This is a genomic window from Brevibacterium oceani (assembly GCF_013623835.1).
Taxonomy (GTDB): Bacteria; Actinomycetota; Actinomycetes; order Actinomycetales; family Brevibacteriaceae; genus Brevibacterium; species Brevibacterium oceani.
Window position 1 is genome coordinate 205,281 of the sequence record NZ_JABKDE010000003.1, and the last position, 13,890, is coordinate 219,170.

General features: G+C 64.7%; 12 protein-coding genes. 7 read left to right on the forward strand and 5 right to left on the reverse strand.

Annotation, left to right across the window (positions count from 1 at the left end; translation table 11 throughout):
• Positions 1-139: 139 nt before the first annotated feature.
• The 7 genes from HK401_RS07420 (at position 140) to HK401_RS07450 (ending at position 8,979) form a co-directional block, all read left to right on the forward strand.
• Entirely contained in the window at positions 140-1,501 is a 1,362-nt protein-coding gene (locus HK401_RS07420; protein ID WP_181274033.1) for a gluconate:H+ symporter, read from the forward strand.
• A 114-nt stretch (positions 1,502-1,615) separates the two neighbouring features.
• Positions 1,616-2,740, forward strand: coding sequence for an L-talarate/galactarate dehydratase (locus tag HK401_RS07425; RefSeq protein WP_181274034.1), 1,125 nt, complete (start codon positions 1,616-1,618; stop codon positions 2,738-2,740).
• Positions 2,741-2,744: 4 nt separating this feature from the next.
• Entirely contained in the window at positions 2,745-4,019 is a 1,275-nt protein-coding gene (locus HK401_RS07430) for a glucarate dehydratase family protein (protein ID WP_181274035.1), read from the forward strand.
• A gap of 94 nt (positions 4,020-4,113) precedes the next feature.
• Complete coding sequence (locus HK401_RS07435; protein WP_181274036.1) at positions 4,114-5,004, forward strand: LysR family transcriptional regulator; 891 nt, start codon at positions 4,114-4,116, stop codon at positions 5,002-5,004.
• 169 nt (positions 5,005-5,173) lie between these two features.
• Positions 5,174-6,688, forward strand: coding sequence for a GntP family permease (locus tag HK401_RS07440; protein ID WP_181274037.1), 1,515 nt, complete (start codon positions 5,174-5,176; stop codon positions 6,686-6,688).
• A gap of 18 nt (positions 6,689-6,706) precedes the next feature.
• On the forward strand, positions 6,707-8,011 hold the full coding sequence (locus HK401_RS07445; protein ID WP_258234066.1) for a CaiB/BaiF CoA transferase family protein: 1,305 nt from the start codon (positions 6,707-6,709) through the stop codon (positions 8,009-8,011).
• 11 nt (positions 8,012-8,022) lie between these two features.
• A complete protein-coding gene (locus HK401_RS07450; protein ID WP_181274038.1) occupies positions 8,023-8,979 on the forward strand; it encodes a hydroxymethylglutaryl-CoA lyase-like TIM-barrel protein in 957 nt (318 codons plus the stop codon).
• A 27-nt stretch (positions 8,980-9,006) separates the two neighbouring features.
• Here HK401_RS07450 and HK401_RS07455 read toward each other — a convergent pair whose 3' ends face one another.
• The 5 genes from HK401_RS07455 to HK401_RS07475 form a co-directional block, all read right to left on the reverse strand.
• Positions 9,007-9,804: an IclR family transcriptional regulator gene (locus tag HK401_RS07455; protein WP_181274039.1), complete on the reverse strand. Its 798-nt coding sequence runs from the start codon at positions 9,802-9,804 to the stop codon at positions 9,007-9,009.
• 107 nt (positions 9,805-9,911) lie between these two features.
• Positions 9,912-10,670, reverse strand: a complete 759-nt coding sequence (locus tag HK401_RS07460) for an HpcH/HpaI aldolase family protein (protein ID WP_181274040.1) — start codon at positions 10,668-10,670, stop codon at positions 9,912-9,914.
• A gap of 134 nt (positions 10,671-10,804) precedes the next feature.
• The gene (locus HK401_RS07465) at positions 10,805-11,356 is read right to left on the reverse strand and encodes a dihydrofolate reductase family protein (protein WP_181274041.1); all 552 of its coding nucleotides are present in this window, start codon (positions 11,354-11,356) and stop codon (positions 10,805-10,807) included.
• 300 nt (positions 11,357-11,656) lie between these two features.
• The gene (locus HK401_RS07470; protein WP_219921795.1) at positions 11,657-13,294 is read right to left on the reverse strand and encodes a GMC family oxidoreductase; all 1,638 of its coding nucleotides are present in this window, start codon (positions 13,292-13,294) and stop codon (positions 11,657-11,659) included.
• The gene (locus HK401_RS07475; RefSeq protein WP_181274042.1) at positions 13,294-13,872 is read right to left on the reverse strand and encodes a hypothetical protein; all 579 of its coding nucleotides are present in this window, start codon (positions 13,870-13,872) and stop codon (positions 13,294-13,296) included. The genes HK401_RS07470 and HK401_RS07475 overlap by 1 nt, the downstream gene beginning before the upstream one ends.
• Positions 13,873-13,890 lie beyond the last annotated feature (18 nt).

Genomic DNA, 13,890 nt, shown 5'->3' on the forward strand with positions numbered 1-13,890 from the left:
ACGTGCGACTTGGCTCACCTCTAGAGTCACAGACAGTGAGCTCGGGCTCGATGGTCGATCCCCGAGCGAATGCTCAACTTCTTGAATGCCAGGACAACGCTGTCGGTCCATATACGGGGCCGCATGATCGGAGCCATAGATGCCTTTGCTGATCGTTGCACTCTCCGTCGCACTTCTTCTGTTCATGATGATGCGGCTCAAACTCAACGGGTTCGTCGCCCTCACCGTCGTCTCCGTACTCGTCGCCCTGTGGGCTGTGGCGACGGGTGTACTCACCTACGAGGACGCGCCCGCCGGCCTTGCCGAGATCCCTAAGATCATCGGCGACGGAATCGGCGGACAACTGTCCGAGACCCTTACAGTGATCGGCTTCGGTGCAATGATCGGTCGCGTCATGGGCGACGCCGGTGCCGCTCAGCAGATCGCCACTTCGATCACCAAGGTCTTCGGTACTCGAGGAGTCCAATGGGCGATGGTCGCATCGTCCATGCTGCTGGGGATCACAATGTTCTACGAGTCGGCATTCGTCATCATCGTTCCGGTGGCATTCACGCTCGTTCGTGCGACGAAGACCAACCTCCTCTGGGTCGGTCTGCCGATGTCGATCGCGCTGTCGACGATGCATTCCTTCCTGCCGCCGCACCCCGGGCCCACAGCGGTCGCGGGACTCTACAACGCTTCGGTGGGCCTGACTCTGGCCTACGGTCTCATCATCGCCATTCCTGTCGGTGCTTCGATCGCCATGGTCTGGCCGCGACTCCCGTTCGTCCGCCGCCTCGACCCGCAGATCCCCAAAGGACTCGTCAACGAAGACCCCATTCCCGACGATCGCCTCCCATCTCGAGCTCTCTCGTTCTCCGTAACCCTGCTGCCCATTGTCCTCATCGCCGGCGCCGAGGTGATTCTCATGACGAATCCTTCGAACGAAGCGCTCATCTCGACGCTCAAGTTCGTCGGCGCCACTCCGATCGCGCTCCTCATCACCCTTCTCGTGGCCATCTTCACCTTCGGCCCCGGTCTCGGCCGCCCTCTGTCCGAGGTTGCCGACTCGATGAGCGGAGCTGCGAAGGCCATGGCGATGATCCTCATGGTCATCGCTGCCGGCGGGGCCTTCAAGGAAGTCCTCACCTCTGCGGGAGTCGCCGACTACATCGCCGACATCACCCAGTCATGGCACATGAACCCGATCGTCCTGGCCTGGGTGATCGCCGCCATCCTGCGCATCGCGCTGGGATCTGCCACCGTGGCTGTTGCGACCGCAGGCGGCATCGCTGCCCCTCTCATCGCCGCGACCGGGGTGTCCCCCGAGTTGATGGTCCTCGCTACCGCATGCGGATCGATTGCTTTCAGCCATGTCAACGACCCCGGCTTCTGGATGTTCAAGGAATACTTCAACCTCAAGGTCGGAGAGGCCATCAAGGTCCGCACCACCTATACGACGACTCTTGCGGTCATCGGTCTGATCGGAGTGCTCCTGCTCAGCCTCTTCATCACCACTTGAGCACCACGACGACGATCAGGCCGGGACTGAGCGCGACCTGATTCTCGACCGGCCCACCATCCACTTGCAGATACGACCGTCTGCACTCCACGCGAAAAGGATAAGAACACAGCCATGTACACCGCTGACACCATCACCGAAGTCACCCTGTCGACAGCAACCCTCCCCCTCACGACCCCGATCTCCGACGCCAAGGTCTTCACCGGACGTCAGAAGCCGATGTCGGAAGTCGTGTTCCTCTTCGCCGAGATCAAGAGCGAGCAGGGCTACGAAGGACTCGGATTCAGCTACTCGAAGAGGGCGGGAGGTCCCGCCCAGTACGCCCATGCCAAGGAGGTTGCCGATGTCCTCATCGGCAAGGACCCCAACGACATCGCGAAGAACTACGTGTCCCTGCTATGGGCCGGCGCTTCGGTGGGCCGATCCGGCGTCGCCACTCAGGCCCTCGCCGCGCTCGATATTGCGCTCTATGACTTGAAGTCAAAGCGGGCCGGGCTCCCCCTGGCGAAATTCCTCGGTGCCCACCGTGATTCCGTCCGCACCTACAACACGTCTGGTGGATTCCTCAACGCCTCCATAGAGGAGGTTAAGGCTGCAGCCAGTCGATCCATCGAAAGCGGTATCGGCGGAATCAAGATCAAGGTCGGCCTGCCCGATACTGCCGAAGACATCCGCCGTGTGAATGCGGTGCGCGAGCACATCGGGGACGTCCCCCTCATGGTCGACGCAAATCAGCAGTGGGACCGCTCAACGGCACTGCGCATGGGCAGGGCCTTCGAGGATCTCGACTTGGTCTGGATCGAAGAACCCCTCGATGCCTACGACGCGGAAGGCCACGCCCGTCTGACGCAGGCCCTCGACACCCCGATCGCCACCGGAGAGATGCTCAGTTCGGTCGCTGAGCACAAGAACCTCATCGCCAAGCGCGCCTGCGACATCATCCAGCCTGATGCCCCGCGAGTCGGCGGAATCACGAACTTCATGCAGCTCCTCACTCTCGCTGACGAAGCCGGGCTTGATCTGGCTCCTCATTTCGCCATGGAGATCCACGTTCATCTTGCGGCGTGCTACCCGCGCGAACCCTGGGTCGAACACTTCGACTGGCTCGATCCCCTCTTCAACGAGAGCCTCGAGACGGAAGGCGGACGGATGCTCATTCCGAATCGTCCAGGTCTGGGATTCAGCCTTTCGGACCAGGCACGCGCCTGGACCACCGAGACCGTGACGATCCGAGGCTGAGACCGTGGCCCGAGCAACGACCATCGCCGACATCCGGATCACCCCGGTCGCCTTCGCCGACCCGCCGCTCCTCAACTCCGTCGGAGTCCATGAACCCTACGCTCTGCGTTCAGTGATCGAAGTCGAAACAGTAGGCGGCACGATCGGTCTCGGCGAGTCCTACGGCGATGCCAAGCACCTGCACCGGCTGGAGTTGGCCGCCGATGCCCTCCTCGGTCTCGACATCGACAACATCGCGGTTCTTCGCCGAGCCGTGTCCATCGCACTGGAGAACGACACCACCGAAGGCGGCCACGGCATGGCCGGAATGGTGACGACCTCATCCACCCTCGACCGTGTATTCTCTCCCTTCGACGTGGCCGCACTCGACGTCCAAGGACAGAACTTCGGGGTTCCGATCTCCACACTGTTGGGAGGCCGAGTGCGGGACTCAGTGCCCTTCAGCGGGTATCTCTTCTACAAATGGGCGGGCCACCCCGGCCGGCCCGAGGATTCGTGGGGCGCCGCTCTCGACCCGGCCGGAATCGTCAGTCAGGCGGAGAGGATGGTCGCCGACTACGGTTTCTCCGCTCTCAAGCTCAAGGGTGGAGTATTCGCTCCCGGTGAGGAAGCCGAGGCCATCGAAGCTCTGTCCGAACGTTTCCCCGGTATGCCGCTGCGCATCGATCCGAATGGGGTATGGACGGTCGACACCTCGATTTCGGTCGCCGAGCGACTGGGAAGCAGGCTTGAGTACCTCGAAGATCCGACTCCCGGCCTGGACGGGATGGCGGAAGTCCGATCGTGTGTTCCCCAGCCGCTGGCGACGAACATGTATGTGGTCGCCTTTGACCAGATTCCCGAATCCGCAGCGCGAGGGTCCGTGGACATCGTCCTTTCTGACCATCATTTCTGGGGCGGTCTGCATCGCTCGAAGCTGTTGGCGGGAATTGCTGAGACCTTCTCGATGAGTCTGTCGATGCATTCGAACTCTCACCTGGGCGTCAGCCTCGCAGCGATGCTCCACCTCGGCGGGTCGACTCCGAACATCGACTATGCGTGCGACACCCACTGGCCATGGAAAAACACAGAAGACGACGTCGTGGCCGGATCGCCCTTCGAATTCGTCGACGGTTCCGTCCAGGTTCCTACTTCACCAGGGCTAGGCGTCACTCTCGACCGGGCGCGTCTCGCTCGGCTGCATCAGCAGTATCTCGACTGCGGCCTGCGCGAGAGGAACGACACCGAATACATGCGCCGCTTCAATCCGGACTTCGATGCTTCTCTCGCTCGCTGGTAGGGCGCGTGCATCGGCCGGGCGCTCTCACTGAGTGCCCCGGTCGATACACTGCAGAGGATCAGGATCATCGTCCCGAGTAGGAATTGAGCGATCGATGAAGTTCACACTGGCGCAGATCCTCAGCTTCATAGCTGTGGCCGAGAATCTCCATTTCGGCAAGGCGGCGGAAGAGCTGAACATGACTCAGCCGCCGCTCAGCCGACAGATCCAGAAGCTCGAGAAGTCCATCGGCGTTCAGCTGTTCGAGCGCAACAACCGCAACGTCACTCTCACCCCGGCCGGAGAGTCCTTCCTCGCCGAAGCCTATGGTCTGCTCGCCTCGGTCGAGAGAGCTCCGCGGCGAGCACAGAAGATCGCCGAGGGAGCATGGGGCCAGATCACAATCGGATGCACCGCGGTCTCGAGCTTCGGGGTTCTCGGCGACCTCCTCTCGCGCATGGCAGATAGGCTGCCCGGGGTGAGCGTCGAAATCGCCGAAATGGTCACGGCCGAAGAGGTCAAGGCACTGTCGGAAGGTCTCATCGACATCGGTCTGGGCCGACCGGATCGCGTTCCGTCCATCGTGGAGACGACCCAGATCCATTCCGAGCGCCTTGTCGTCGCCGTTCCAGCTCACCACGAGTTCGCTGGTCGAACCTCCGTCGCTTCTTCTGAGATTGCGAACCAGACGCTGATCATGCATTCCCCGACCAAGGCTCGATACTTCTACGATCTGACCGTTCGCTACATCGACGTCGGCGCCAACGAGATCGCACATTCGCTCAGCCAGATCCTCACAATCGTCAACCTCGTGGCGGCCGGACGAGGGATCGCTATCGTCTCCGAGTCTGCCTCGTCGCTGCGCGTCGACGGGGTGTCATACATTCCCTTGAGCGACGTTCCCGACGACGTCGTCGAACTCCACGCCATCTGGAACCCCGAGTCCCGCAACCCCGCCCTCCGCCAGGTTATCGATCTCATCCGGAACGAGAACCTCTCCGCGTAATGGTGCGGCGCTGGTGCACGTGACCGGTTGAGAAACTCCGCGCTGCCGTACCGAGCTCCCTTCACTCCCGACGAACACCCGTGGCGACGTGAGATATTGACATTGTGAGCCAGGACTCATAATGTGAGTCCGCTAGGACTTTCACTTGCGCCAACACAGAGGAGTGTTGATGTCCGACGTCGCCATCATCGTCAATACAGCGATCGCGGTGGTCGCCACTGTCGTGCTCATCGTCCGTTTCAAGGTCAATCCCGTCGTCTCCCTCGTCATCGGCTCGCTCTACCTGGGTCTGATCACAGGGATGGGTGTGAAGAAGACCGTCGAGACGATCACCTCGGGCTTCGGCGACATCATGGTCGACCTCGGTCTTCTCATCGCCTTCGGCATCCTCATGGGTTCGATCCTCAACGCCACGGGAGCGATCTCCCGCCTCGTCGACGGCCTCCTTCGCATATTCGGAGCACGCGGCATCCCCTACGCTCTCGGAACTGCCGTCGGCACCGTGCTCCAGTCGATCTTCGTCGACGTCCTCCTCGTCATCTCCGCTCCCCTCGCTCACCGAGTGGGACAGCGGATCGGTCGCTTCGGCACCCCGAAGATGGCCGTGGCGATGGCCGTCGGCCTCGAATGCGGCATCGTCTTCACCGTTCCCGGTGTCGGCGCACTCGCGCTGGCCGGACTCCTCCATGTTCCGCTGGGCAAGATGCTCGTCTTCGGAGTCCTCGTCGTCGTTCCCACGATCCTCGCCACGATCGCCATCACTTCATTCCTCTTCAGCCGCGGCTGGTGGAAGGAGGACCGCGACGAGCGCAATCTCAGCGAGGATTCCGCCGAGGCGGCTGCCACCACCGCAGAATCCGCAAGCACTGCAGACGCTTCCGGCACTGAGGCGATCGGCGCCCTCGACCGCACGCCGCAGTCGGTCACCGCCTCCGCAGGCGGTTCGACGACACCCGTCGGCACGCACGGACACCCTGCTCACCGATCCGCGAACGCCGAATCCGGTCCGACCGCCTCGGCGCGCACCTCTACCGCACGTGTAATGCCTCTGTGGGTGCTCTTCGGACCGCTCCTGGCCTCCCTGCTCTTCATCGCCGGCGGTGCCGTCGCCGATATCGCCGGCTTCACCCCCGGTTGGGTCCTCTTCCTCGGCGAACCCACCATCGCCCTCCTCATCGGCCTGATCGGCACGATGCTCGTCGCCTACTTCTGCATCGGCTCCGATGGCATTGAGGACGCCATCACCAGCGGGTTCAGGGAGAGCGGCCAGATCCTCCTCCTCACCGGCGTCGGCGGTTCGCTGGCAGCCGTCGTCACCGCGGCCGGCATGGGCGACATCCTCGGCGAGTTCTTCTCGGCAAGCACCGTCGCCCCACTCCTCGTGGTTTGGGGAATCGCCGCCATCCTCCACATCGCCGTCGGCTCAGTGACACTCTCGGCGATCACCGCCGCCGGACTCCTCGCCCCCGTCGCGCCGAGCATCGGTCTCGACCCCGTGCTCATCGCCCTCGCCGCAGGCGCCGGTTCCCTCTTCATCATCCACGTCACTTCGAACACCTTCTGGCTGCTGCAGACCCTGCTCGGTCAGACGGTACGCGGAGCACTCAAGACCGTCACAGTCGGACTCTCCATCGCCTCGGTCATCGCCCTACTCTGCATCCTCGTCATCAGCCTGTTCATGTGATTCGTCGAAAGGACGACATTGACCCCGCACTCCTTCCCAACCGCTGCCTCATCCGACTCGTCCGCTGACCGAGCCCTGCCTCTGGCAGGCGTCCGCGTCATCGAACTCGGCAATTACATCGCCGCCCCGACCACGGGGCGCCTGCTCGCGGACTTCGGCGCCGAGGTGATCAAGATCGAACGCCCGCACACGGGTGACGAACTGCGCAATTGGAGACTGAAGAAGGGCAGTGTCTCCATGCTCTACCGCACCATCAACCGCAACAAGAAGTCCGTCGAACTCGATCTGCGCTCTGAACTCGGCCGCCAAGCGATCCTCGATCTCGTCCGCGACTCCGACGTCCTGCTCGAGAACTTCCGGCCGGGCACCCTCGAGAAGTGGGGGCTCGGCCCCGACGTCCTCACGCAGGTCAATCCCGACATCGTCATCACCCGCATCTCTGCCTTCGGCCAGACCGGACCGCTGTCCGAACGCCCGGGTTTCGCCGCCGTCGCCGAGGCGTTCAGCGGTTTCCGCAACCTCGTCGGCGACCCCGACCGCGCGCCGGTGAGAGTGGGTGTCTCGATCGGAGATTCGATCGCCGGTCTCTACGCCGCCTTCGGCACCGCCATCTCCCTGTTCCAGAAGCTCGCCCTCCGCAACGCAAGACGCGAAGTCGGGCGCGAGGTGAAGGAGCCATCCTCGGAGTCGACCCCGGCCCCGAAGGTCATCGATGTCGCCCTCCACGAGGCGATGTTCTCGATGCTCGAGTCCCTCATTCCCGACTACGGTGCCTACGGCGACGAACGCCAGCGCACAGGCGGACGGATGGAGGGCATCGCCCCGTCGAACGCCTACCGCTGCGGCGACGGCGGCTCGATCGTCGTCGCCGGCAACGGGGACGGCATCTTCCGCCGCTACATGGAGGCCATCGGCCGGCCCGACCTCGGCGCAGACCCTGACCTCCAGACCAACGCCGGACGATGGGACCGCCGCGACGAACTCGATGCCGCGATCGAAGCATGGAGCCTCACGCTCAGCGTTCCCGAGGCACTCGCAGTCCTCGACGAGGCGGGGGTTCCGGCCGGGGCGATCCACACCGCCGCCGACATCGTCGACGAACCTCAGTTCGCCGCCCGCGACATGATCCAGTATCGGGACGTCTCAACCGGCGAGGAGACGCTTGAGCACGTCGGCTTCCCGGGGATCGTCCCGCTCATCGGCGAGAAATCGCTGCCCATCCGCAACCTCGGCCCAGACCTCGGCGCCGACACCGAAGAGATCCTGGGACAGCGCCTCGGCCTGAGCGCCGACGACATCCGCACGGCCACGAAGAAGAGCTGAAAGGCCCCACCATGACCATAGCTTCCACGACTCCCGCTCCCATCCTCCGCGACGTGACCCTTCGCGATGGCCTCCAGCTGACCGGCAAAATGCTCGGCACCGAGCGCAAGGTCGCCATCGTCCGCGCACTGCTGGCCGCCGGGATTCAGGAGATCGAACTCGGGTCCATGGCCCGCCCCGATCTCGTCCCGCCCATGGCGAACACGCTCGAGGTCGCCGAACAGCTCACCGACACCGAACGTGCCGCCTGCTGGATCTGGGTCGCCACACCCCGCCAGGTGGAGCGGGCGATCGCTGCCGGGATCACGAACATCCAGTACTGTCTCTCGGTCTCCGACGCCCACAATCAGGCGAACATCGGTCGCGACACCGAGACGAGCATGGCCGCCTTCCCTGCCGCCCTCGAACTCGTCCGTGCCGCCGGAGGACGGATCCAACTGTGCCTGGCGACGTCCTTCACCTGCCCGTTCGACGGTGAGATCGCCCCTGACCGAGTTCTCACCCTCGCCCGCGACTCCCGCGCGATCGATGCCGACGACATCGTCCTCTGCGACACGCTCGGCCAGGCGATCCCCTCCCAAGTTGCGACCCTCACCGAGGCGGCTGCCGCGACGAACCCCGACCGTCGAGTCATCTTCCATGGGCATGACACGTGGGGCCTGGGCGTGGCCAACTCCCTCGCCGCCGCGGAATCCGGCGCTTCGGTTCTCGACGGGGCACTCGGTGGACTGGGCGGCTGCCCGTTCGCCCCCGGCGCGAGCGGCAACACCTCGTCGGAGGATCTGCTCTTCGCAACTCGTCCCGAGTGGCTGACTCCGAGTACCTTCGCCGACCTCGTCGAACTCTCCGAGTCGATCACGTCAGAACTCGGCGAGACGCCGCGGTCGAAAGCCGCTCAAGGAGCACGGTCGAAGGCGGAGGTGTTCCCGTGGGTGATCGGCGGGAACGCAGAATCCGCCTCTGCTTGAGAACGCAGTAGCCGTCTCTGCTTGAGTTCAGGCCTCGGCGGCTTCCCCCGGGAAGCGCCCGCCGAGCAGGCGCGTGATGCGTTCGGCGGCATCGACGAGCGGTTCGACCCACTCTTCGCAGACCTCACGCGGCATCCGGAACACCGGCCCGTTGATCGACACCGCCGAGATGATCCTGGCTCGTGCGTCAAAGACCGGTGCGGAGAGCCCAGAGGCCCCGGACTCCCGCTCGCCGATGGTGATCGCGAACCCGTCGGCCTTCGTCTGAGCGACCACGTGGCGCAGCTCGTCCGGTGAGGTGATCGTCGCCTCGGTGAGGGGATCAAGAGGGTCGACGAGGAGTTCCTCGACCGACTCCGGGTCCCACGCCAGGAGCACACGAGATGCCGAGCCCACATGCAGTGGCATCATCTTCCCGACGTGCATCTCCCGGCGCAGTGCGTGCCGAGTCTCAGCGAGTCCGACGCAGACCCGATACCGGCCTTCGCGGCGGAACAGAATCGCCGATTCTCCGGTGAGATCTCGCAGTTCCTTGAGGACCGGGTCGACGACATCGTGCTCGCTGCGACCCGCCGTCGCCGGGGCCGCCCAGAACGCCATCCTGATGCCGATCCGGTACCGATCGTCGTCCTTTTCGAGGAAACCCTGGTCGACGAGGTTGGCCACGAGTCGCTGGACGGTCGACGTCGGCAGACCGGTGGTCGCTCGGATGTCTGCGAGCGTGCGTTCGGGCTCGCGCAGCGAGAAGGCGTCGAGGATCGAAGAGATCTTCCCGAGCACGAGCAGCTGATTCTGCCGCCCGGGTTGCTTGTCCACATCGTCCATATCGCTCAGCTTAGTCGGCAAACCACCATCACCCTCCCATAACTACCCGACGGCGGCCCAGCAACTTCGCGCGAGGTATCTGGGCCGCCGTCGGGTAGTAATAGAGGTCAACTTCGGGCGGTCTCCAGATCCTCTCGGAAGGCTCGGCCCGCGGCTCCGAGGTCGCCGCATGAGGTGATGAAGCGGAAACCCTGTTCCTTGCGCAGCTTGGCCTCGGCACCGTCGCCGCAGTGGATTCCCGGGACGATGCCCGCGGCATCGGCAGCCGTGCGGATGCGCACGAGAGCCTCGGCGTGGGCCTCGTTGTGCTGACCCGGCAGCGCACCGACGGCGAACGCGAGGTCCGAGGGTCCGACATAGACCCCGTCGATGCCGGGCACCGCGCAGATGTCCTCGACGTTGGCAAGGCCGTCCTCGTTCTCGATCATGACGAAGAGCAGCGGGCGCTCGGCCGTGGTGTCCTGCACGGCATTGTGCATGATCTCCGCGGCCGGCCCCCATGATCGATCCCCGCCCCGCGAGGGATAGTCGAGGGCACTGACAGCAGCTTCGGCCTCAGCGACCGAGGACACGAGCGGGACGATGATCGCTTCGACGCCGGCGTCGGCGAGCGCCCCGATCTCCGTGAACCGGTTCGCCGCGACCCGCGCCGTCACGAGCGCATCCCCGCTGGCGCGCACCGCATCGGTCAATCGCAGCACATCGGTGGGCCGGATCAGCCCGTGCTGCAGATCCAGGCAGACATAGTCGAATCCGGACGATGATCCGATCTTCGCAAGCTCCGGACTCGTCGACATCATCCACAGTCCGTTGTAGGTCTCCCCCGCGCGCAGGCGGGCCCGATGATTCTCAATCGCAGCAGTCATGCCTGCATCGAATCACGGAATCCGACGCGGCACCAGGGGTGCCCGATATCCGGATGGCCTTCGCCGAGGTGGCCCCACCGTCCCCGCGAAACCGGGCCCCGCCTCGGTGCAGGGAATCATCCCGCCGAGGCGGCTCAGCCGTCTTCGAGGAGCGGGCCGATCACCCGGTGGCGGGCGATGACGAAGGGATCGCTGTGCCCGACTTCGAGGAGTTCGAGGTCGAGGCGGCGCGGCAGCAGGGGACGGCCCCTGCCGAGGACGACGGGAGCGGTGAAGGTGATGATCTCGTCGAGGAATCCCTCGTCGGCGAACTGACCGGCGAGGTCTCCCCCGCCCATCACCCACAGGTCGTGGTCGCCGGTGGCCGTGCACATCTCGAAGTAGTGGTCGGCGATCGAGCCCTGCGCGAAGCGAATGTCAGGTGTCTTCCCCTCCTTGCCCGCCTCGGGCAGTGCGAGCTTGCGGTGCGTCATCACCCACGCGGGAGCGCTGTAGGGCCAAGGTCCGTCGAGGTTGCGCAGCACCCACTCGTAGGTTGTCGCGCCCATGACGAGCGCGCCGACACCGTCGATGAAGCCGTCGTCCGGCGGCTCCTCGGTCTGCCGCAGCAGCCACTCGAGGGAGTCGTTCGGGTCCGCAATGAACCCGTCGAGCGTGGTCGCGGTGTAATAGACGGTGCGTGGCACAGGCGGCCTTTCCTCCCGAGCCTGCGGCGGTCGTGGTGAGTCTTCTGCCCGCCGAGGCTGCGTCGATGTCGGTCTCTGGCATCCTACTTGCCGCCACCTGGCCTGCGCGGGAGCTCTTCGCTTCACCTGCGTAGGCGTCTTACGACATCGGCTCGGTGAAGCAACACCAGCTTGGTGCATAGACCGAGCTGGTGTTGTTTCACCGAGCCGATGGATCGGAACGAACCCGCGGGACCGCTGAGTCGCCCGGCGCCGAGTCGCCCGGCGGCCGTCGTGGCCGCCGGGTCACTCTCGCCGGTCTCAGACCTCCCCGGTCCACAGCTGTTCGGCGATGTATTCGGCCTGGCGGATGGCGAGCGCGACGATGGTCAGCGTCGGATTCGCCGCCGCACCTGTCGTGAACACCGAGCCGTCGGAGATGAAGAGATTCTTCACATCGTGCGTGCGGCCCCACTTGTCGACGACACCGTCCTCAGGGCGTTCGCTCATCCGCGCGGTGCCGAGGTTGTGCGTCGACGGGTACGGCGGGGTGTGGTGTGACGTCTGCGCTCCGACCGCCTCGTAGACACTCTGGCCCGCAGCATATGCGTGTTCGCGCATCGCCAGGTCGTTGACGTGGTCATCGTAGTGGACGTTGGGAACGGGCAGCCCGTGCTGGTCTTTCACCGTCGTATTGAGCGTGACACGGTTCGACTCCTGCGGCATGTCCTCGCCGACGATCCACATACCAGCGGTATTGAGGTACCGGTCGAGCAGCTCCGCGAAGTCCGGGCCCCAGCCGCCGGGTTCGACGAACGAGGCCATGAACGCCGGACCCAGCGAGATCGTCTCCATGTAGTACCCGCCCGAGAATCCGCGATCCGGGTCGTGGATCGACTCGTCGGCGATGACCCCGGCCATCGTCTCCCCGCGATACATCCGGACCGGCTTGTCGAAGTGACCCCACACCGTGCCGGTGAGGTGGCGCATATAGTTCCTGCCCACTTGTCCCGAGGAGTTCGCCAGCCCGTCGGGGAAGGACGGGGTGCCGGAGAGGAGGAGCAGCCTCGGCGTCTCGATCGAGTTGCCGGCCACGCAGACGAGCTTCGCCGCCTGCCGATGAAGGTTGCCGTCCCGATCGAGGTAGAGCACGGCGTCTGCTCGGCCATTCGCATCGTGGGTGATCTGCACGGCCTGCGACTCCGGGCGCAGGTCGAGCAGACCGGTGTCCGCTGCCCTCGGCAGCTCTCTGACCAGGGTCGACCACTTCGACTTGTTCTTATCACCTTGGAAGTTGAAGCCGTCCTGGATCGAGGCGGGCCTGCCGTCGTACTCTTCGGCGTTCGTCGCGTACGGGCCGGTGGCATAGAACTTGTAGCCGACCTCTTTCGCGCCGTTCGCGAAGACCTTGTAGTTGTTGTTCGCCGGCAGCGGCGGGCGACCGTGGACGTGGGTCGAGCCCATCGCCTTCTCCGCCCGGTCATAGTAGGGCGCCATCTCCTCGAGCGTGATCGGCCAGTCGAGGAGGTTCGCCCCGTCGATGCGGCCGTAGGTGGATCGCGCCTTGAACTCGTGGTTCTTGAACCTCGGGGTCGCGCCCGACCAGTGGGTCGTCGTCCCGCCGACGGCCTTGACGATCCAGGCCGGAAGGTTCGGGAAGTCCCTAGCGATCCGCCAGGACCCGGTCGTCGTCCTCGGATCGAGCCAGGCCATCTGGTTGAAGGCCTCCCACTCGTTGTTGACGTAGTCCTCGTTGCGCAGGTACGGCCCGGCCTCGAGGACGACGACGGGGATTCCCTTGGCGGTGAGCTCGTAGGCAAGCGTGCCTCCGCCGGCACCGGAGCCGACGATGACCACAGCCTCCTCGTCGGGGTCGATGCTGAATCCGGTCACGCTGGCTCCTGCCTGGGGTCCTGCGGTGCCTATTCCTGCGGTTCCTGCGTTCTGCTGGGCGCTCATCACTTCTTCACCTCACCCATGTCGGCGGCTTGCGGGGACGGCTGGTTGGTCGAGTGGTCTCTGGCGGTGCCTCCGGCCGGTGCGCCCGCCTTCGCTCCTTCGCCGAGCTCGGGCAGCGGCTCGTCCTCGGGGTAGACGATGCTCGGTTCGGGCAGCCAGTCGAGGTCGTCGAAGCCGCGATTGATGTAGCCGCCCTTGTCGAACGAGGGTCCTTCGTAGCCGAGGGTCTCCCACACCTCGGCGTCGTCGTAGAGGTTGAGCACGGCGGTGCGGCGGACGAAGCCGAAGAACTCGGTGGACTCGACGCGGCGCAGCACCTTCAGCGCTGACTCGTCGTCGAGTCCGCAGAAGTCACCGTCGGAGAGCTGATCGAGGGAGAGCAGCCCCTGGATGAGGGCGACTCGAAACCAGGTCTCCTCATCGGCGGCGGTGATGAGGGTGTCCGCGGTGCGCTCGTAGGGACCGTCGGGGAAATCGGCGTGCGGGAATGCCACACGCAGAACACGGATGAGGGTCTGGCGTGCCTCATCGGTCATCTCCATCGCGTTGAGCGACGGATATTTGGCGGGGAATGCCATCGGATGCTCCTTTGCTCC

What these genes read in the sequence shown, in the direction of transcription:
- HK401_RS07450 (WP_181274038.1), top strand. Translation starts at nt 8,023, where the DNA reads ATGACCATAGCTTCCACGACTCCCGCTCCCATCCTCCGCGACGTGACC.
- HK401_RS07470 (WP_219921795.1), bottom strand. Translation starts at nt 13,294, where the DNA reads ATGAGCGCCCAGCAGAACGCAGGAACCGCAGGAATAGGCACCGCAGGA.
- HK401_RS07460 (WP_181274040.1), bottom strand. Translation starts at nt 10,670, where the DNA reads ATGACTGCTGCGATTGAGAATCATCGGGCCCGCCTGCGCGCGGGGGAG.
- HK401_RS07420 (WP_181274033.1), top strand. Translation starts at nt 140, where the DNA reads ATGCCTTTGCTGATCGTTGCACTCTCCGTCGCACTTCTTCTGTTCATG.
- HK401_RS07425 (WP_181274034.1), top strand. Translation starts at nt 1,616, where the DNA reads ATGTACACCGCTGACACCATCACCGAAGTCACCCTGTCGACAGCAACC.
- HK401_RS07455 (WP_181274039.1), bottom strand. Translation starts at nt 9,804, where the DNA reads ATGGACGATGTGGACAAGCAACCCGGGCGGCAGAATCAGCTGCTCGTG.
- HK401_RS07435 (WP_181274036.1), top strand. Translation starts at nt 4,114, where the DNA reads ATGAAGTTCACACTGGCGCAGATCCTCAGCTTCATAGCTGTGGCCGAG.
- HK401_RS07475 (WP_181274042.1), bottom strand. Translation starts at nt 13,872, where the DNA reads ATGGCATTCCCCGCCAAATATCCGTCGCTCAACGCGATGGAGATGACC.
- HK401_RS07440 (WP_181274037.1), top strand. Translation starts at nt 5,174, where the DNA reads ATGTCCGACGTCGCCATCATCGTCAATACAGCGATCGCGGTGGTCGCC.